This is a genomic window from Roseinatronobacter sp. NSM, from assembly GCF_052379845.1.
In the GTDB taxonomy this organism is placed as follows: domain Bacteria; phylum Pseudomonadota; class Alphaproteobacteria; order Rhodobacterales; family Rhodobacteraceae; genus Roseinatronobacter.
Genome location: NZ_JBQTCF010000020.1, coordinates 1 through 20045, shown reverse-complemented (window position 1 = coordinate 20045; position 20045 = coordinate 1). Strand labels below are relative to the sequence as shown.

Here is a 20045-nt window from a genome sequence, read left to right as displayed (position 1 = left end):
AACAGAAAACGCCCGCCATAGTCTGGCGGGCGTTTTTTTATACATGCGAAACGGGTGTTACAGGCTTGCGTCCAGCGCCGCGATAATCGCATCGCCCATGCCCGATGTGGTGACTGGCACGCCACCTTCTGGCCCCATCAGGTCGGCGGTGCGCACGCCATCGGCCAGAACCTGCTGGATTGCGGCTTCCAGACGCGCGGCTTCATTGCCCTGATCGAAGCTGTAGCGCAGCGCCATGGCAAAACTCAGGATGCACGCAATCGGGTTTGCCTTGGCCTGACCGGCAATGTCGGGGGCAGACCCGTGGACGGGTTCATACAGCGCTTTGGGCCGGCCATTGGCCATAGGCGCGCCAAGGCTGGCCGAGGGCAACATGCCAAGGCTGCCGGTCAGCATGGCCGCACAATCCGACAGCAGGTCGCCAAACAGGTTGTCGGTCACAATCACGTCGAACTGTTTGGGCCAGCGCACCAGTTGCATGGCGCCGTTATCTGCATACATATGTGACAGCTCGACTTCGGGGTAATCCTTGGCCACTTCGGTGACCACCTCGCGCCACAGAATGCCCGATTCCATGACATTGGCTTTTTCCATGGAACACAGTTTCTTGCCCCGGCGCATGGCCAGTTCAAACGCTGATCTTGCCACGCGCGCAATCTCGGATTCGGTGTAGCGCTGGGTATTGATGCCCACGCGTTCATTGCCTTCCTCAAAAATGCCGCGCGGTTCGCCGAAATACACACCAGATGTCAGTTCGCGCACGATCATGATATCAAGGCCCGCGACCACATCCTTCTTCAGCGACGAAAAATCGGCCAGCGCATCGAAACATTGCGCGGGGCGCAGGTTCGAAAACAGGTCCATTTCCTTGCGCAACCGCAACAGCCCGCGTTCGGGTTTGACGCTGAAATCAAGGTTGTCATATTTCGGCCCGCCCACTGCGCCCAGAAGCACAGCATCCACAGCCAGCGCGCGCGCCATTGTGTCATCATGCAAGGGCGTTCCATGCGCGTCATAGGCGGCCCCGCCGACCAGATCTTCGGACACATCGAAGGCCAGGCCGCGTTTGGCACCGAACCAGTCGATAATCTTGCGCACTTCGGCCATGACTTCGGGACCGATCCCGTCTCCGGGCAGGATAAGCAGGGTTGGGTTGGACATGTCAGCTCCTCTTGCAGGTTTGATGTTCGCTACCGCCAAGCATGGGGCAGGTCAAGGTGACGTGGCCTTTACTTTGGCACGGGGGCGCAGATGTGCTATGATACAACGCCTACGCAACTTATGGAGGGACGCATGACACGACACCTGATTGACCCCCCGCGCCACGGCATGGACACATCGCTTCTGGCGCGGTTCATCCGCATTGCCCGTCGGCAGGGCATGCACCACTCCAAGGAAGCCGTCGCACGCCGCAGGCCCATGCGCGACCTTGCCCGCGCGCCAGCCTATAGCCGCATTGCGCGCGGCAGGGCCGTTTAGCGCGGCGGGCTGTGCCCTTTGGCAAACGCAGTTTTGGCCCGCCCCCAAAGCGGCCTTCACCTTTGGCTGAAATATGCTAGACCCGCTGCCATAGCTTGATGCAGCGCGCGCGGGGCAGGTGATGAGTGCAGGTCAGTTCGATGCCATCCTTATTGGCCGCAACGAAGGCGAACGCCTGATCCGTTCGCTTGCCTGCGCAACCCGCCATGCGCGACATGTTGTCTATGTCGACAGCGGGTCCGTCGATAACAGTGTTGCGCATGCGCGCGCGGCGGGGGCGCAGGTCGTGGAACTTGACCCTGCGCGCCCCTTCAGCGCGGCGCGTGCGCGCAATGAAGGGTTTGCCGCATTGGGGCCAGACTGCGCCGAATTTGTGCATTTCATTGACGGCGATTGCATCCTTGCCCCCGACTGGCCCGCAACTGCGCTGGCGTTTTTGCAAGACCACCCCCAAGCCGCGCTGGTGCATGGTCACCACCGCGAGGACGCGCCAGATGCCTCGGTCTATAATTGGCTGACGGATCAGGAATGGAAAATGGCCCCCGGTCCGGCTGCGGGCGGGTTGGGCATGTTCATGGGGCGCGCGGCGGCCTTTGCGGCGGTGGGGGGCTTTCGGGATGGCATGATCGCCGCCGAGGATGACGAGCTGTTCTTGCGCCTGCGTGCCGCAGGCTGGCAGACATGGTGCGTGGCTGACGTGATGTCGGGCCATGATGTGGGACTGTTCAGCTTCCGGGGCTGGTTCCGCCGCATGATCCGCGCAGGGCACAGCTTTTCGGAACTGGGGGTGCTGCACCCCGGCGCGGCGCGCGCATCGCGGCTGCGCGCGGTGGTCTGGGCGGGGGTGCTGCCGGTGCTGGCGCTGCTGGGCCTGTTGGTCTGGCTGCCGCTGGTGGCGCTGGTGGTGGCGCTTTATGCGCTGTCGCTGGCGCGGCTGTGGCGGCGCTGCATGGCGCAAGGGCTGCCCGCAGGCCGCGCGGCCCGTGCGGCGGCGCTGTTGATGATGTGCAAATTCGCCAATCTTTACGGCATGGCAACCTATTGGGTGCGCAGATTTCGCCGCAGTGACGCCAGAATTATTGAATACCGATAACCCGCTGACGCAGAATCAGCGGATAGCACAGGGGGCAGAATGCCACAGCGGGAAGTGACGGTTGGTCTGGTGGGCGCAGGCTATATTGCGCAATGGCATGCAAATGTGCTGGCGCAGGTGCCGGGCGTGCGGCTGGTGGGGGTGTGCGACCCTGCCCAAAGCGCTGCACAGGGGCTGGCATTGGCCCATGGCGTGCGCGCCTTTGACAGCCTTGATGCCATGATGTCCGCGTGTCGCTGCGATGCCGTGCATATTCTGACACCGCCGCATCTGCATGAACCGCTGGCGCTGCAGGCGCTGGCGCTGGGCGCGCATGTGCTGGTTGAAAAACCCTTCGCGCCCAGCCCAACTGCGGCGCGCAATATGGTGGCCGCCGCCCATTCGGCACAGCGCCAGATTGCGGTCAATCACAATTTTCTGGGTCTGCCGTCCTACCGGCGGTTGCGCGCAGCACTGGATCAGGGGCTGATCGGGCGGGTGGATCAGGCGCGCATTCACTGGCATTTTCCGCTGCAACCGCTGCGCACAGGGCCCTTCGGGTTGTGGATGCTGCAAAGCGCTGAGAACCTGATGCTGGAACTGGGGCCGCATCTGCACGCCTTCGCGCAGGATCTGTTCGGGCCGATGGATGACATCGCGCTGCGCCTGTCGCGGCCTGTGACATTGCCCACGGGCGTGACGCTGCCACAGGGCTGGTGCGTGCAGGGGCGTGCGGGGGAAACCGAAATCACCTTGTCGGTGTCGCTGGTCGAAGGGGCTGATGACAGGTCTGTGTCCCTGCGCGGGTCCGCAGGCGCGGCGCGGCTGGATTTTGCCAATGACACCTTGCTGATTGACCGGGCCAATGCGTCCGATATCGTGCTGAACCCCTTGCGCGCCGAACTGGCGCGGGCAGGCGGGCATCTGCGCGAAGGGCTGCGCAATGCTGCCCTACAAGCCCGGTCGCTGAACCGGCGTCAACCCTATGCACTGGGGTTTGAGGGGGTGTTTGCCGCGTTTTACGGGGCCATCGCGCAGGGCGGCGCGGTGCCACAGGCCGTTGCAGGGGACAGCGCTGTGGCGGTCATGGACAGTGTCGCGCAAGTCAGCGCGCAATTGCCCCGCAAACCCGCCGCGCCCGCGCCCGCTGTCACGGCGCCCGCGCAGGCGCCGCAAGTGCTGGTCATTGGCGGCACGGGGTTTGTGGGCCGTGAATTGGTGGCCCAGCTTGCCACACAGGGCAAACATGTGGGCGTGTTAAGCCGTGCGCGCACCAACCCCTTCGCGGGGCTGGACGGGCGGGTTACCATGGTGTCCGCATCTGTGCAGGACAAGGACGCGCTGCAACAGGCCATGGCCGGGGTGGAATGTGTCTATCACCTTGCGCGTGCGGAAGAACCCACATGGGAGGGGTATTTGCAAAATGATGTGGGCGTCACGGAAAATCTGGCCAAGGCTGCGATTGCGGCAGGGGTGGGCAGGTTCATCTATACGGGCACCATCGCATCCTATGACGCATCCCGCCCCGGGCGCATAATTTCCGAGAGCACAGAGTTCGGCGACATGTCGCGCCGCAACCTGTATGCGCGGTCAAAAGCGCTGTGCGAAGCGCGGCTGATGGCGCTGCATAAGGATGCTGGATTGCCGCTGGTGATCGCGCGCCCCGGTATTGTGGTGGGGCCGGGCGGGCCGTTGCAGCATTGGGGCATTGGCCGCTGGCACGGGGCAGGGGCGGTGCGGGTCTGGGGGGACGGGCGAAACACGCTGCCCTTCGTGCTGAATGAGGATGTGGCGCGTGCGCTGGTTCTGATGGCGCAACAGGACGGGATAGACGGGCAATCCTTCAACCTTGTCGGTGCGCCGCTGCTGTCCGCGCAAGACTGGTTTGACGCCATCGCCGCCCATACGGGCACGCGGATTGCTGTTTCCAAGGGCAATCTGACGCTGTTCTGGGGCATGGACTGGGTGAAATATGCGCTGAAACGCTATGCGCTCAAGCGCAAGGGGCTGGAGCGTCCCTTGCTGGCCGACTGGCGGTCGCGCGCGCATCTGTCGCCCTTCGCCAATGACCGCGCCTGTCAGGTTCTGGGCTGGGTGCCAGAGGGGGACCGGGACATCTTCATCCGCAAGGCACTGGACCCGAAGGCGTTGTTCGGGTTTTGACGCGCGCGGCTTGCGCGACAGGAAAGCGAATGCGCGCCGGTTGGCGTTGGGCTGTTGCGGACATTGGGGGATGCCCAAGGTGCGGAGCAAAGGCCGCAGGCCGCCGCACTATCGGCGGGCCGTCCCGCGGCCTGCCGATACCTCTGGTGACACGCCAAGCCTTGAAAGTCGGAATATGCCGCGTGCATAAAGTGAACTTCACTGGCGTCGGATCGGCAGACCCCGGCCCGCCGACAGCGCGGGCTTTGTCCAAGGGCGAAGGGCAGCTTCAGGCCCATCGCGCAACTGGCGAAAACGCCTGACCCTGCGCTAATCACGCACCACATAGACCGATTGCTTCGCATGGCGCACCACCCGCGCGGCATTGGGGCCAAGCAGATAGTCGCGCGCCTCTGGCCGATGGGCGGCCATGATGATGACATCCACATCCAGCTTGTCGGCCGCGCGCAGGATTTCATCGTAAATATTGCCATGCAACACATGCGGATGCACATCAATGGACCCGGGCACATTTGCGCGCACCCATTTGCGCATCGCTTCGGTGAATTGCAAAAGCGCGGCCTGTTCAAACCCTTTCTGGAAAAACGCCCCCACCATGGACAGGCCGAAATCCGGCAACACACTGACAATGTGCAATTCGCCCCCGTCACGCAGCATTTTCTGCGCCTCGCCCATGGGTTTGACCCAGGATGCAGGCTGCGACATGTCGATGGGCAGCAAAATCTTCATGGCCATCAGCGTTCCCTTCGTGATGTGGCCCTAGAAGGCCGGTTGCGTCTGCCTGCGCCGCTGCAGCAGGATAACCGCCAAAAGCAGCAGCAACGCGGGAATGAAGAACAGCTGCGCAGGCCAACGGTCCGCCGGGCGCAGCACCGCGACCAGTTCCACGGGATCAGGCGCGTAGAAGTCGAAATCCTGCAACGCTGTCTGATAGGGCGTGCCGAACATGGGTTCATCCAGCGCAACCCCATCTTCAGCGGGCAGAATCAACAATCCGGTGGCGTCCAGGCGCTGGTCAGGGGGCGTATCATCCACTGGCAGCGACAAGGTTAAGCTGCGCGTCTGGCCTGTGGCAAAATCCGGCCCCGCAATTTCAATGCGCAAGGTGCTGTCTGGCGGCAAGTCACGCAAGACCTGTTCAAATTCCGCGCCCGGCAGGCGGTTGAATTCGGGTTGCACACGGTCCAGCCAGAAATTCGGCACAAACAGCGTGAACGCCACCAGCAACAGCGCGGCGGATTCATGCCATCTGGACCGCGCAAGGAAATAGCCCTGTGTGGCCGCCGCAAACAGCAACATCGCAATTGTCGCCACCACGAAAATGAACGCGGCCTGCAAAATGCCCGCTGTCGTGCCCAGATCCACGCCATACAGAATTAGCGTGGGGTTATAGATAAACAGAAACGGCAGCGCCAGCGTGCGCAGGCTGTAGAAAAACGCCTGAAACCCTGTCTGGATGGGATCGCCCCCCGACACCGCCGAGGCCGCGAAACTGGCCAGCCCCACAGGCGGGGTCACATCGGCCATCAGCCCGAAATAGAACACGAACAGATGCGCGGCAATCAGCGGAATCAGCAACCCTTCCTGTGCCCCAAGGCTGACCACGACAGACGCCATCAGCGACGATACCACGATGTAATTCGCCGTTGTCGGCAGCCCCAGCCCCAAGATCAGCGAAAACGCCCCCACCAGCAGCAGCATCAAAAACAGATTGCCAAGCGCCAGAAATTCCACCAGCCCCGCCAGTTCCGTGCCAATGGGCGTGCGGGTGACAGTGCCCACGATGATACCGGCCGCAGCTGTTGCCACGCCAATGCCGATCATGTTGCGCGCACCTGCAATCAACCCTTCAATCAGGTCGTTGAACCCGGCACGCGCCTGTTCCATCATGTCACCTGAGCGGCGGAACAGCGCCTTCAGCGGGCGTTGCGTGATGATGATGAACAGCATCATCGCCACTGCAAAAAACGCGGATTTGGCAGGTGACTGGCGTTCCACCATCAAAAACCAGACCAACACGACAATCGGCAACAGGAAATGCAGGCCCGTGGGCACCACATCCTTCATGACCGGCATCTTGATGTCTTCTGCGTTGGGGTCGTCCATTTCCAGATCAGGGCGTTGCGCCGCAACATAGATCGCCCCCAGATAGACGGCCATAACCGCCGCCAGCGTGATGATCCCCGACAGGCCCGGCACCACAGCGCGCAGCCCGTTCACGCCCGCGACCACAGCATAAAACCCCACACCTGCAATCACGAAACCCGCAAACACCTTCAGGAACATCTGCGTCAGGCTGCGCGAAGGGCCAAGCGCCTTCATGCCCGATTTCAGCGCTTCCAGATGCACGATGTAAATCAGCGCAATATACGAAATCACCGCCGGGATGAAGGCGTGCTTGATCACCTCCAGATAGGAAATGCCCACGAATTCGACCATCAGAAACGCCGCAGCGCCCATCACCGGCGGCATGATCTGGCCATTGACGGAACTGGACACTTCAACCGCGCCCGCCTTCTCGGATGAAAAGCCCACGCGCTTCATCAACGGTATGGTGAATGTGCCGGTGGTCACCACATTGGCGATGGAGGAGCCCGAAATCAGCCCTGTCGCGCCAGACCCGACCACAGCCGCCTTCGCAGGGCCGCCGCGCAAATGGCCAAGGCCCGCAAACGCCATCTTGATGAAATAATTTCCCGCCCCCGCCTTGTCCAGCAGCGACCCGAACAGCACGAACAGGAACACAAATGCGGTCGACACCCCCAGCGGAATGCCGAACACGCCCACATTGGTGTCATACCACTGGGTGTTGATAATCCCGTTGAAGGACCGGCCCGAATGCTCAATCAGTTCCGGTATCAGCCAGCCCGTGCCGAAATAGGAATAGGCCAGAAACACGGCCCCCACGATGGTCAGCGCAGGCCCCAGCGCGCGGCGTGACGCTTCCAGCAGCAACACCAGCCCCATGGCCCCGATAATCACTTGCGGATAGATGACATCAATCTGCCAGCCCAGAATATTCCAGTCCAGTTGCCATTGTTCCAACCGGCCCTGCCGCGCGGTGTTGGAAATCTCGCGCGAGAACCAGAACACATAGAACGCCGCCCCCGACGCCAGTATCGCCAGCACCCAGTCAAACAGCGGCACACGGTCCCGCGGCGAGGATTTGAACGCGGGATAGGCCAGAAATGCCAGAAACAGCGCGAATGTCAGGTGCAAGGGGCGTGTCTGGTCGGACCCGATGATGTTTAGCCCCGGTATTTGGGGGGCAAGGGCGAATTGCGGGTCGGCAATCCACAGCTGGAACAGCGACCACACCAGCGCGACGCCGGAAATCAGCAGGGCCACAGCGCGGTTTTTGGGATTGCGCGCGCCGGAATCCGTGCTGGCAACCAGATCCTGAAGTTCGGAATCGCTGAATTTGCGTTCCTGTTCCGCCATGACCAAACCCCCTGAATATGTATGCTTTTTCGTTTGGAAATGCCCCGGATTTTGGTGTCCGGGTGGCCCTGAGGGGCAAATGCAGGGGCGGCCCGACATCAGGGCCGCCCCCGGCGTGATCTTAGTCGATCAGGCCCGCTTCACGGAAATAGCGCGCAGCCCCGTCATGCAGGGGCGCAGACAGACCGTCGCTGACCATTTCTTCGGGGACCAGATTTTCAAACGCAGGGTGCAGCCCGCGGAAGGTGTCCATCCCTTCAAAGATGGCCTTGGTCACTTCATACACCACATCTTCGGGGACATTGGCCGATGTCACGAAGGTGGCACCCACACCGAAGGTCGTCACATCATTGTCGGACCCGCGATACATGCCACCGGGAATGGTGGCCATGCGGTAATAGTCGCGGTCATCCACCAGCGCGCGGATGGTGTCGTTATCGGCATTGACCAGCACTGTGTCACAGGCGGTCGTGGCTTCCTGAATGGCACCCGACGGGTGGCCCACAGTATAGACGATGGCGTCGATATTGTTGTCGCACATCGCCTGTGCCTGTTCGCCCGCCTGCAATTCGGACACCACCGCGAATGTGTCCATGTCCCAGCCCATGGCGTCCATCACCACTTCCATTGTGCCGCGCTGGCCCGAACCGGGGTTGCCGATATTGACGCGCTTGCCAGCCAGATCATCGAAACTGGCAATCCCGGAATCGCTGCGTGCCACCACAGTGAAGGGTTCGGGGTGCAACGAGAAAACGGCGCGCAGGTCTTCATGCGGGCCATCTTCTTCAAAGCTGGAACTGCCGTTAAAGGCGTGGAACTGCCAGTCCGACTGCGCCACACCGAATTCCAACTCGCCCGAGCGCAGCGCGTTGATGTTGAAAATCGACCCGCCTGTGGATTCCACACCGCAGCGAATGCCATGTTCCGCGCGGCCCGCATTGACCAAACGGCAGATCGACCCGCCCGCAGGATAGTAAACTCCCGTCACACCGCCGGTGCCGATGGAAATAAAGGTCTGTTGTGCCAGTGCGGCGCTGCCCATCAGCGCGCCTGCGGTCAGCACCCCTGCTGTGAAAATCTTGTTCATTCATACCTCCAAGGATTTGCGATCTTAGGTCGCGTGTCGTTGGGACGTTGCGCTGGAATTCCGCGAGGAACCGCGCGGCCCAATGCAATTAGTGGACACCAGCCCAGATACGGAGTCAACCCGCGCCGTTGGGGCAGTGCGGATGATTCAACCTTTGATTGCATTCCCAAGTTGCGTTGCACGGGCCGGAATTCAGCGCAGCTCCGCCCCCCACACACTCAGGCCGCGAAAATACCCGATGTATCTGCAAAGCCCTTCACCTCAATCGGGTTGCCGGACGGGTCGCGGAAAAACATCGTCCATTGCTCGCCCGGTTGCCCTTCGAACCGCAGGCTGGGGGGCAGGATGAATTCAACTCCCGCGTGTGTCAGGCGGTCTGCTAGGGCGGCAAACCGCGCCACATCCAGCACCAGCCCGAAATGCGGCATGGGCACCATATGCGCGCCCACGCGGCCTGTGGGGGCATTGGCAAACGGCGTGCCCAGATGCAGGCTGATCTGATGGCCGAAGAAATCGAAATCCACCCATGTATCGGTGCTGCGCCCTTCCGCGCAGCCCAGAACGCCGCCGTAAAAGGCGCGCGCTTCGTCAAGGTCACGCACATGATAGGCGAAATGAAAGGGCATCAGCATGGGGGTATTTCCTTATGGTTCGGGCCAAAGAGCGGGGCTTTGCACAGCGCTAGCGCAGCTTCGCGCGCGCATCAAGCATTTCGCCCTCTGGACGCTGCGCGCCATGCCACCTATAAGGCGGCCCATGTTCGGACCATGGATCATTCAGCGAATTAGCGTCCCGGCACTCTGACGCGCCCGGAGTGCCGGGTTCCCTTTGGCGCCTGCATGTTCCCCCAATTCGCAAGGTATCCGAAAATGACTGACACCCCCGACTATAAAGACACGCTGTTTCTGCCGCAGACCGATTTTCCCATGCGCGCAGGCCTGCCCGCCCGCGAACCCGACTGGCTGGCCCGCTGGGAACGGCTTGGCATCTATGACCGGCTGCGCGAAGGCGCGCAGGGCCGCAAGCCGTTTATCCTGCATGACGGCCCCCCCTATGCCAATGGCCACCTGCATATCGGCCACGCGCTGAACAAGGTGCTGAAGGATATGGTGGTGCGGTCCCAGCAGATGCTGGGGCGCGATGCGCGCTATGTGCCGGGCTGGGATTGCCACGGCCTGCCGATTGAATGGAAGATCGAAGAACAATACCGCGCCGCAGGGCTGGACAAGGACAAGGTGGGGATTGTTGATTTCCGTCAGGAATGCCGCCGCTTTGCCGAAGGCTGGATCGACATCCAGCGCGAGGAATTCAAGCGTCTGGGTATCACTGGCAAATGGGACAAGCCCTATCTGACGATGGATTACCACGCCGAGGCCGTGATCGCGGATGAGTTCATGAAACTGCTGATGAACGGCACGCTCTATCAGGGGTCCAAACCCGTGATGTGGTCACCGGTGGAAAAAACCGCGCTGGCCGAGGCGGAGGTGGAGTATCACGAGCATACCAGCCACACGATCTGGGTGAAGTTTCCCGTGGTGGATTTCGGGGATGCGGCCGAAGAATTGAGTATTTTTGGCAAGATGAAACCTGTGTCGGTCGTCATCTGGACCACGACGCCCTGGACCATCCCGCAAAACCGCGCTGTGTGTTTTGGGCCGGGCATTGACTATGGGCTGTATGAAGTGTCGCAGGTGCTGGAGGGCGGCAAGGAGGATGTCGGCGAGTTGGTGGTGCTGGCGGATGCGCTGGCGCAAAGCGCGTTGGGGGCGGCCAAGGTGGTGGCCGAGCGTAAGCGTGCTGTGTCGGCGGCGGAACTTGGCGCGCTGGTGCTTGCGCACCCGTTCCGTGGGGTTGAGGGCGCGCAGGGCGAGTGGGATTTCGATGTGCCCATGCTGCCCGGCGACCATGTGACCGATGAGGCGGGCACAGGGTTTGTGCATACTGCCCCCAGCCATGGCGATGATGACTATCAGATCGGGCTGAGACATGGCCTGCCCATGACCTATAATGTGCTGGAAGATGGCAGCTACCGCGCGGACTTGCCGCTGTTCGGGGGCGAGGTCATCATCAAGCCTGATGGCAAGGAAGGCGGCGCGAATGTCGCCGTGATCAAGCAACTGGCCTATGCGGGCGCGCTGTTTGCCAAGGGCAAGCTGCGCCACAGCTACCCCCATAGCTGGCGGTCCAAAGCGCCGCTGATCTATCGCAACACGGCGCAATGGTTCGCGGCTATCGACAAGCCGCTTGATGACGGCATGGGCGCGCATGGCGACACCATCCGCGCGCGGGCGCTGGAATCCATTGACCGTCTGGTGAAATGGACGCCGCAGACCGGGCGCAACCGGCTGTATTCCATGATTGAAGCGCGCCCCGACTGGGTGCTGTCGCGTCAACGTGCATGGGGTGTGCCGCTGACCTGTTTTGTCAAAACCGGCGCGAAACCGGGTGATGCGGATTTCCTGCTGCGTGATGCGGCGGTGAATGCCCGCATCAAGGCTGCGTTTGAAGATCATGGCGCGGATATCTGGTATACGGACGGGTTCAAGGCGCGCATGCTGGAAGGCTTGCACGACCCTGACGCCTATAGCCAGGTGTTCGATGTGCTGGATGTGTGGTTTGATTCCGGGTCCACCCATGCGTTTGTGCTGCGTGACCGCGAGGATGGCGCGGCGGACGGGATTGCGGATCTGTATCTGGAAGGGACCGACCAGCACCGGGGCTGGTTCCATTCCTCCATGTTGCAAGCCTGCGCCACCAAGGGGCGCGCGCCCTATCACGGGGTGTTGACGCATGGCTTCACGTTGGATGAAAAGGGCATGAAAATGTCCAAATCGCTGGGCAATACTGTGGCCCCGCAGGAAATCATTGACGAATATGGCGCGGATATCCTGCGCTTGTGGGTCGCGCAAAGCGACTACACTGCTGATCTGCGCATCGGCAAAGAGATCCTGAAAGGGGTGGCCGACAGTTACCGCCGGTTGCGCAACACCATGCGCTTCATGCTGGGCAATCTGGACGGGTTCAGTGATGCCGAGCGCGTGGCCCCCGCAGAGATGCCGGAACTGGAGCAATGGGTGCTGCACCGGCTGGCCGAACTGGATGTCGAGGTGCGCAAAGGCTATGCCGCCTATGATTTTCAGGGCGTGTTCCAGAAGCTGTTTACCTTTGCAACCACGGACCTGTCGGCGTTCTATTTCGACATCCGCAAGGACGCGCTGTATTGCGATGCGCAGGGCAGCCCCCGCCGCCGTGCTGCGCGCAGCGTGCTGGACCTGTTGTTCCACCGCCTGACCACATGGCTGGCCCCTGTGCTGGTCTTCACCATGGAAGATGTGTGGCTGTCGCGTTTTTCCGGCGATGACGCGTCGGTGCATTTGCAGGACTTCCCCGACACGCCCGCAGATTGGCGCAATGACGCCCTGGCGCAGAAATGGGCGGGCATTCGCGCGGCGCGCCGCGTGGTCACTGCCGCCCTGGAGGTGCAGCGCCGCGACAAGGTGATCGGCGCGTCACTGGAAGCGGCCCCTGTGGTGCATGTGCGCGATGAGGCCGTGATGGCGGCGCTGAAATCGGTGGATTTTGCCGATATCTGCATCACATCCGCGCTGTCGCTGACGCCAGACCCCATCCCGGCCGAGGCCTTCCGCATGCCTGAAGTGCAGGGTGTGGGCGTGGTGTTTGACCGTGCAGACGGGCAGAAATGCCAGCGCTGCTGGAAGATCAGCCCGGATGTGGGCCATCACAAACACCCCGGCACCTGTGCGCGGTGTAACACGGCACTGGGCTGAAACGCACAGATGAAACTGCCCCGCACCCCTTGAAGTCACACATATTCACATACATGATTATGTGTGACTTCAAGGAAGGGGAAGATATGAAACTGCGTGTTGTAACGGGGCTATTGATGGGAACGATGATGTCCGTCATCATGTCGGGCTTCATCACTTTTGTGAATACCGGGTTTGACGCGGGCTTTGCCGCGCGCTGGTTTTATGCATGGGCGGTGGCATGGGTCATTGCCGTGCCGTTGGCGGTGATGGTCGGCCCGATTGCGCGCAAATGGGCGGAAGTGCTGGTGCGGGCGTGACTTGACCCCGCGCCGCCCTATCTGCGCGCCCATGGGCAACAGGGGGCGCAGGCCATGAAACGGGCATTGGTGATCGGGGCATCGGGGGGAATTGGCGGCGCGCTTGCCTTGGCCTTGCAGGGGCAGGGCTGGCGCGTCACGGGCCTGTCGCGCAGCCACGACGGGCTGGACATCACGCAAGAGGCGTCGGTGGCCCGTCATCTGGGCGCGCTGTCGGGCACATTCCAGCGCATTGTCATTGCCACGGGCGCGCTGGAAATTGACGGGCACCGCCCTGAAAAGGCGCTGAAACAGCTGGACCCTGCGGCGATGGCCGCGCAATTTGCGGTCAACACCATCGGGCCTGCGCTGGTCATGAAACACGCGCTGGGGGTGCTGGCGCGCGATGAACCTTCGGTTATGGTGGCGCTGTCGGCGCGCGTGGGGTCGATTGGCGATAATCGCGCGGGGGGCTGGCACAGTTACCGCGCCGCCAAATCCGCGCTGAACCAGATTGTCCGTGGCGCGGCAGTGGAACTGGCGCGCAGCCATCCGCAAGCCGCCTGTGTGGCGCTGCATCCGGGCACTGTGGCCACGCCGTTTACGGAAAAATACCTTGGCCGCCACCCGGCTGTTGCCCCCGATCAGGCCGCGCAACGGCTGCTGGCGGTCATGGACAGTCTGACGCCCGCTGACACGGGCCAGTTTTTTGACTACGCGCGAAAGCCTGTCCCATGGTGAGGCTGGTTCTGGTGCTGGGGGATCAGTTATCCGACACGCTTTCGGCATTGCACCAAGCCGACAAGGCGCGCGATGTGGTTGTCATGGCCGAAGTCGGCACCGAGGCGGGCTATGTCCCCCATCACCCCAAGAAGATTGCCTTCATTTTCGCCGCCATGCGCAAATTCGCGCAATCCTTGCGCGATCAGGGCTGGAACCTGGCCTATACGCGGCTGGATGATGCCGGTAACGCAGGGTCCATTCCCGCCGAACTGCTGCGCCGCGCACAGGAATTCGGCGCGGGGCAGGTGCTGGCCACGCAGCCGGGGGAATGGCGGCTGATACAGGCGCTGCAGGACATGCCGCTGCATGTGACCCTGCTGCCCGATACCCGTTTCTTGTGCAGCAATGACGACTTTGCCCAATGGGCGCAGGGCCGCAAATCCCTGCGGATGGAGTTTTTTTATCGTGAAATGCGCCGCAAAACCGGGTTGTTGATGGATGGCGACCAGCCCGAAGGCGGCAAGTGGAATTTCGACCACGACAACCGCAAACCCGTGCGTGGCGATCTGTTCCGCCAAGCCCCGCCTGCTGCGCCGTCCGATCCGGTGGTGGAGGATGTGCTGGAGTTGGTGGAAGCCCGCTTCGCGGATAATTTCGGGCAGTTGCGCCCGTTCACGTTTCACACCGACAGGGCCGGGGCCTTGCGCGCGCTGGATCATTTCATCACCCATGCCTTGCCGGATTTCGGCAGCTATCAGGATGCGATGCTGTCGGATGATCCGTATCTGTATCATGCGGTCATCGGGCTTTATTTGAATGTGGGCCTGTTGCACCCGCTGGAAGTGTGCCAGCGCGCGGAGGATGCCTATAGACGCGGCCATGCACCGCTGAATTCGGTCGAAGGGTTCATTCGCCAGATCATCGGCTGGCGCGAATTCATACGCGGCATCTATTTTCTGGAAGGGCCGGAATATACACAGCGCAACGCGCTGGATCACACCCGCGATCTGCCTGCGTTGTATTGGGGCGGGCCTACGCGCATGAACTGCCTGTCCCATGCGGTGGGGCAAACACGCGATCTGGCCTATGCGCACCATATCCAGCGGCTGATGGTGACGGGCAATTTTGCACTGCTGGCAGGGGTGGACCCGGCGCAGGTGCATGAATGGTATCTGGCCGTCTATGCCGATGCCTATGAATGGGTCGAAGCGCCAAACACCCTTGGGATGTCGCAATTTGCCGATGGGGGGGTGGTGGGCTCCAAACCCTATGTCAGTTCGGGGGCCTATATCGACAGAATGTCGGATTACTGCAAATCCTGCCACTACAAGGTCAAGGACAAGACCGGCGCGCGGGCCTGCCCGTTCAACCTGCTGTATTGGCATTTTCTGGACCGCCACCGCGACCGCTTTGCGAAAAACCCGCGCATGGCACAGATGTATCGCACATGGGACCGGATGGATGACGCGCATTGCCAACAGGTGCTGGCGGGTGCCGGCGCGTTCCTAAGCCGGATGGAGGATGGCCAGATCATCTGATCTTGCCCCTTGCCGCCGCGCAACCGCTCGCCTATCCCTGTGGGTATGGATGAACCACGCTACACCGCCCTGTTGAAATCGCTTCCCGCCACTGTCCCCTTTGTCGGGCCAGAGGCCCATATGCGCGCCTCTGGCCGCCCCTTCGCTGCGCGGCTGGGTGCCAATGAAAGCGGCTTTGGCCCGTCCCCGCATGCCGTGGCCGCCATGCAGGCTGCCGCCGCTGATGTGTGGATGTATGGCGACAGCGAATGTCATGATCTGCGCCACGCGCTGGCCGCCCATCACGGGGTAGGCGCGGAAAACATTGTCATAGGCGAAGGGATTGACGGGCTTTTGGGCCTGCTGGTGCGTATGATGGTCGACAAGGGCGATGCGGTCGTCACCTCGGACGGGGCCTATCCGACCTTCAATTACCATGTGGCGGGGTTTGGCGGGGTGCTGCATAAGGTGCCTTACCGCGATGATTATCAAGACCCCGCAGCGCTGCTGACGCGCGCGGAAGAAACCGGCGCGAAACTGCTGTATTTCTGCAACCCCGACAACCCGATGGGCAGCTGGCATTCCGCGCGCATTGTCCAGCGCATGATTGACGCTGTGCCAGATGGCACGCTGTTGGTGCTGGACGAAGCCTATGTTGATGCCGCCCCGGACGGAACCGCCCCCGCGCTGAACCCCGATGATATGCGCGTTATTCGTCTGCGCACCTTCTCCAAGCTCTACGGGCTGGCGGGGTTGCGGGTGGGCTATGCGATTGGCGCGGCCCCGCTGATTGCCATGTTCGACCGTGTCCGCAACCATTTCGGCATGGGGCGCATTGCGCAGGCGGGGGCTTTGGCGGCGCTGCGCGATCAGGCATGGCTGGCGCAGGTGCGCGCACAGCTTGGCGCGGCGCGTGCACATCTTGCGCATATCGCCGCAGATAACGGCTTGCATGCGCTGCCATCGGCCACGAATTTTGTCACCATGGATTGCGGGCGCGACGGGAATTTCGCGCGTGCCCTGTTGCGCGAATTGATGGCGCGGGATGTGTTCGTGCGCATGCCCGCAGTTGCGCCGATGGATCGGTGCATCCGCGTCAGCGCCGCCCCCGAAGCGGAGTTGCAGGTCTTCGCCCGCGTTTTGCCGCAGGCGCTGAAAGCCTGTGACTAAGCCTTCACGCAGACGTGTATTTCCTTCCAGTTGATGGAGGGTGCTAATCCTTGCGGCCAATGAAAACCGGAGGATATGAAAAATGCGGAAAACACCCCTTGTGACAGGATTTCTGGCCTTTGTTGCCGGTGGCGTATTGGTGGCGGGGGTCGGGTTTGCGTCCAGCCATATGGCGCATGGCGGGCATGGTGGCCATGGCGGTGCTGAACCCCACGCGGGCGAGACTACGCATGATACTCATGCGGGCCACCAGATGGCGCCCGCCCCCGAAGGCGCAAACGACGCGACACTTGCCTATATCGCGGCCAATGCCGCCATGCATGCGGCGATGGATATCGAGTTCACCAATGATGCGGATGCAGATTTCATTCGCGGCATGATCCCGCACCATGAAGGGGCGGTGGCAATGGCAGAAATCGTGCTGCAATACGGGCAAGACCCCGAAGTGGCAGAACTGGCGCGCGACGTCATCGCTGCCCAGCAACAGGAAATCAGCTGGATGCGCGACTGGCTGGAACAGCGCGGATATTAGGGCATATCGCGCAAAAGCGGAAACCGGCTTTGCGCAAAAAGACACGCGACACCCTACCGTTACAGTGGGTCGCGTGACTGCGGATGAACGCGGCACGCTTTAACAGCGCGCGGGCGTTGCAGGTTGGGGCGGGGGCGCATGCGCCCCCGTTTTGCTGCGCGGGTCAATACCATTGCCCGATGGCCGACAGCGCAACCCCGACCCCGTTTGCGCGCGCCCCCGCGCTGGTCCATGCATCAAACTGGCAGCCCCCTGTTGTGGGCGTGCTGATGGTGGCCGCATGGAAACTGGCACCTTGGGCGCTGGCGGTCACATGGGGCGCGCTGGCAAAGGGCAGGGGAAATGCCCAGGATGTGGGCGCGGCGCTGCTTTGGGTGGGGCGTGTGGCCCAGACGCGCTGCACCCCGTTTGACAGGCGTTCATACTGGCCATCTGCGGTGCTGCCGGTTTCGGGCGCGCGCTCCAGCACCCATTGGCCCGCGTGATGGCGCGCGATTGTGTCGCAATCAGTGCGGATGAAACCGGCAGGCAATGCCGCGCCTGTGGGGGTCACACAGGGCAGCGCGGGGCCGGAATCCAGCGCCAGCGTGGCCGCGCCGGTATTGGCGGCCGTCGCGCGAAAGCGCAGGTCCAGCCCGTCGGGCAGGGGGGCTGCAAATCCCGCCCCGCTGGTCAGCGCCAGCGCATTGGCACTGCCCCCCACCGGCACGCGCAAAAGTGGCGTGGCCGCCAGCAACCCCGCGCTGTCCCCCACTTTCAGCAACCGCCCCGCTGTGGCGTCCTGAGGGGTTTGGGTGATGGCCCCCCCGCTGGCCAGACCACTGCCCGTATCCAGACGCAGCGCATCTTGCCATGTGGTGCCGTCCGCGCTGGTCTTGATGGTGAAATCATCATTGCCCGCCAGCCCCATTTCTGCCCGCCCCGCCCAGTCGGACTGGAACAGTACGCTTGCGGTCTGGCCGGGCGCGGCCTTGTTGATCTTCATCTGATGGCCGGTGCCAGTATGGGTGAACAGGCTTGCATCGCCTGCCACGGCCAGCCGGTTGGTGGCATCGGCACTGGTCTGGATACCCAGACTGTCAATCGCCGGGGCAAGCACGTCTGGCTCTCGCCATTGTGCGCCGTCAAAAAACAACAGGCGGCTTTCATCCAGCACCATGGCCAGCCAGCCGGCGACAGGGGACAGGAAATCCCATATGTCGCCATCGCGCAGCGCAATCTGCCCGGCCTGTCCTGCCCATTCGCCCCCCGCACCGGCAGGGACCAGATAGCATGCGCCGTTCAGCGCGGTCAGGGGGGGCAGGGTCAGCGTGCGACTGGCCACCGAAAGCTGGACCACCACATCCAGCACGCGCAGCGCTTCGTTATGGGTGACGTGTTTTTGGGCCTGCGCGGGCTGGATATAGGGCAAGGACAACCGGGCAGAAGATTCAGGAAGGGTGGGCATTGCGCAAACCTTTTTGACATGAGTATCGCGCCACCATAGCGCGCGCGCCTTAACCCCTGCCAAGCACAGCGCGCGGTCCCTTGGCGGATTGCAAATGTTTCACAGGTTCACTAGGCATAGATCTGGTTTGCACAAGAATCGGGCGTGATGCATGAAAATTGGCCTTTTCTTTCTGGTGGTCGGGTATCTTCTCAGCCAGTTCTACCGCTCGTTTCTGGCGGTGCTGGCGGGGATGTTGCAAACCGATCTGGGGGTCAGCGCGGATGATCTGGCGCTGTCATCGGGGCTGTGGTTTCTGGCCTTTGCGCTGATGCAATTGCCGGTGGGCTGGGCGCTGGACCGATTCGGGCCGCGCCGCAGCACGGCGCTGGTTCTGGGCCTTGGGGGGACGGGCGGCGCGCTGGCCTTTGCGATGGCGCAAAATGCGCTGCATCTGCATGTGGCGATGGTGCTGTTGGGGGTGGGATGTGCGCCAGTGCTGATGGCCGCCTACTATATTTTCGCGCGCATCTATCCGCCGGCGATTTTTGCAACCCTTGCGGGCGCGGTCATCGGGTTTGGCAGTCTGGGCAATATTCTGGGGGCGCTGCCGCTGGCATGGGCTGCAGAAGCGTTTGGCTGGCGCGGCACGTTGCTTGCGCTCGCCGTGGTCACAGCGGCCATTGCGGTGGTGTTGTGGTTTGTGATTCAGGACCCGCCTGCGGTGCAAGCCCCCGAAGGCGCGCGGGGCAGTTTGCTGGATTTGCTGAAGATTCCCGCACTTTGGGTGATCCTGCCCTTGCTGGCGGTGAACTACGCGCCCGCAGCGGGGTTGCGTGGCCTGTGGGCGGGGCCGTATTTCACCGATGTGTATGGCGCCAGCGCCACGCAGGTGGGGCAGTTCACGTTGCTGATGGCCTGTGCGATGATTGTGGGAAATTTCGCCTATGGACCGCTGGACCGGCTGCTGGGCACGCGCAAATGGGTCATTCTGGCGGGCAACACGCTGGGGGGGCTGTGCCTGCTGGCGCTGTGGCTGGTGCCGGTGCCGGGGATGTGGACCAGTGCGCTCATGCTGGCGGCTGTGGGGCTGTTTGGCGCGTCCTTTCCGCTGATGATGGCGCATGGGCGCAGCTTTTTTCCTGCCCATCTGATGGGGCGGGGGGTGACATTGCTGAACCTGTTTTCGATAGGCGGGGTGGGGGTGCTGCAGATGCTGAGCGGGCGCGTGCATTCCGCCGCCGCGCCCTTGCCGGTTGAAGCGCCCTATCAGTCGGTATTTGCGTTTTTCGCAGTGGTGATGCTGGCGGGGTGCGTGATCTATGCTTTTGCCAGGGATCGGGTGGACTGAGGCGGTTTTCGGGGTGGT

Annotated in this window: 16 protein-coding genes; 10 read left to right on the top strand and 6 right to left on the bottom strand. The window is 62.3% G+C overall.

The features are described from left to right. Nucleotides 1-57: 57 nt before the first annotated feature. Nucleotides 58-1161 carry a 3-isopropylmalate dehydrogenase gene (gene leuB / locus ACTZWY_RS11820; RefSeq protein ID WP_444790917.1) on the bottom strand — a complete coding sequence of 368 codons (1104 nt, stop codon included), beginning with the start codon at nt 1159-1161 and terminating at the stop codon, nt 58-60. 132 nt (nt 1162-1293) lie between these two features. On the opposite strand from leuB, the gene ACTZWY_RS11815 reads away from it, so the two are divergent. From ACTZWY_RS11815 to ACTZWY_RS11805, 3 genes are all read left to right on the top strand, one after another. Continuing rightward, nucleotides 1294-1479 carry a hypothetical protein gene (locus ACTZWY_RS11815; RefSeq protein WP_444790916.1) on the top strand — a complete coding sequence of 62 codons (186 nt, stop codon included), beginning with the start codon at nt 1294-1296 and terminating at the stop codon, nt 1477-1479. 121 nt (nt 1480-1600) lie between these two features. Continuing rightward, complete coding sequence (locus ACTZWY_RS11810) at nt 1601-2572, top strand: glycosyltransferase (RefSeq protein WP_444790915.1); 972 nt, start codon at nt 1601-1603, stop codon at nt 2570-2572. A 39-nt stretch (nt 2573-2611) separates the two neighbouring features. Further along, entirely contained in the window at nt 2612-4714 is a 2103-nt protein-coding gene (locus ACTZWY_RS11805) for an NAD-dependent epimerase/dehydratase family protein (protein ID WP_444790914.1), read from the top strand. Between the two features lie 309 nt (nt 4715-5023). On the opposite strand, the gene ACTZWY_RS11800 is transcribed toward ACTZWY_RS11805, so the two are convergent. The 4 genes from ACTZWY_RS11800 to ACTZWY_RS11785 all read right to left on the bottom strand — a co-directional run bounded on the left by ACTZWY_RS11800 (nt 5024) and on the right by ACTZWY_RS11785 (nt 9874). Further along, nucleotides 5024-5449, bottom strand: a complete 426-nt coding sequence (locus ACTZWY_RS11800) for a universal stress protein (RefSeq protein WP_444790913.1) — start codon at nt 5447-5449, stop codon at nt 5024-5026. Nucleotides 5450-5473: 24 nt separating this feature from the next. Then, a complete protein-coding gene (locus ACTZWY_RS11795; RefSeq protein ID WP_444790912.1) occupies nt 5474-8155 on the bottom strand; it encodes a TRAP transporter permease in 2682 nt (893 codons plus the stop codon). Between the two features lie 121 nt (nt 8156-8276). Next, complete coding sequence (locus tag ACTZWY_RS11790; RefSeq protein WP_444790911.1) at nt 8277-9242, bottom strand: TAXI family TRAP transporter solute-binding subunit; 966 nt, start codon at nt 9240-9242, stop codon at nt 8277-8279. Between the two features lie 218 nt (nt 9243-9460). Continuing rightward, nucleotides 9461-9874 (bottom strand): VOC family protein, encoded by a 414-nt coding sequence (locus ACTZWY_RS11785; RefSeq protein WP_444790910.1) that lies wholly within the window; start codon nt 9872-9874, stop codon nt 9461-9463. 237 nt (nt 9875-10111) lie between these two features. Between ACTZWY_RS11785 and ileS the strand changes: the two genes are divergently transcribed. The 6 genes from ileS to copM all read left to right on the top strand — a co-directional run bounded on the left by ileS (nt 10112) and on the right by copM (nt 17250). Next, on the top strand, nt 10112-13030 hold the full coding sequence (ileS, locus tag ACTZWY_RS11780) for an isoleucine--tRNA ligase (RefSeq protein ID WP_444790909.1): 2919 nt from the start codon (nt 10112-10114) through the stop codon (nt 13028-13030). An 86-nt stretch (nt 13031-13116) separates the two neighbouring features. After that, entirely contained in the window at nt 13117-13329 is a 213-nt protein-coding gene (locus ACTZWY_RS11775; RefSeq protein ID WP_444790908.1) for a DUF2798 domain-containing protein, read from the top strand. Nucleotides 13330-13383: 54 nt separating this feature from the next. Beyond that, nucleotides 13384-14049 carry an SDR family NAD(P)-dependent oxidoreductase gene (locus ACTZWY_RS11770; RefSeq protein ID WP_444790907.1) on the top strand — a complete coding sequence of 222 codons (666 nt, stop codon included), beginning with the start codon at nt 13384-13386 and terminating at the stop codon, nt 14047-14049. Next, entirely contained in the window at nt 14043-15569 is a 1527-nt protein-coding gene (locus ACTZWY_RS11765) for a cryptochrome/photolyase family protein (protein ID WP_444790906.1), read from the top strand. Before ACTZWY_RS11770 ends, ACTZWY_RS11765 begins: the two co-directional genes overlap by 7 nt. A 45-nt stretch (nt 15570-15614) precedes the next feature. Further along, nucleotides 15615-16718: a pyridoxal phosphate-dependent aminotransferase gene (locus ACTZWY_RS11760; protein WP_444790905.1), complete on the top strand. Its 1104-nt coding sequence runs from the start codon at nt 15615-15617 to the stop codon at nt 16716-16718. Nucleotides 16719-16800: 82 nt separating this feature from the next. Then, the gene (gene copM / locus ACTZWY_RS11755) at nt 16801-17250 is read left to right on the top strand and encodes a CopM family metallochaperone (protein WP_444790904.1); all 450 of its coding nucleotides are present in this window, start codon (nt 16801-16803) and stop codon (nt 17248-17250) included. Between the two features lie 163 nt (nt 17251-17413). Here copM and ACTZWY_RS11750 read toward each other — a convergent pair whose 3' ends face one another. Further along, a complete protein-coding gene (locus ACTZWY_RS11750) occupies nt 17414-18697 on the bottom strand; it encodes a DUF2793 domain-containing protein (RefSeq protein ID WP_444790903.1) in 1284 nt (427 codons plus the stop codon). A 151-nt stretch (nt 18698-18848) separates the two neighbouring features. Between ACTZWY_RS11750 and ACTZWY_RS11745 the strand changes: the two genes are divergently transcribed. Continuing rightward, complete coding sequence (locus tag ACTZWY_RS11745; RefSeq protein WP_444790902.1) at nt 18849-20027, top strand: MFS transporter; 1179 nt, start codon at nt 18849-18851, stop codon at nt 20025-20027. Nucleotides 20028-20045: the final 18 nt, after the last annotated feature.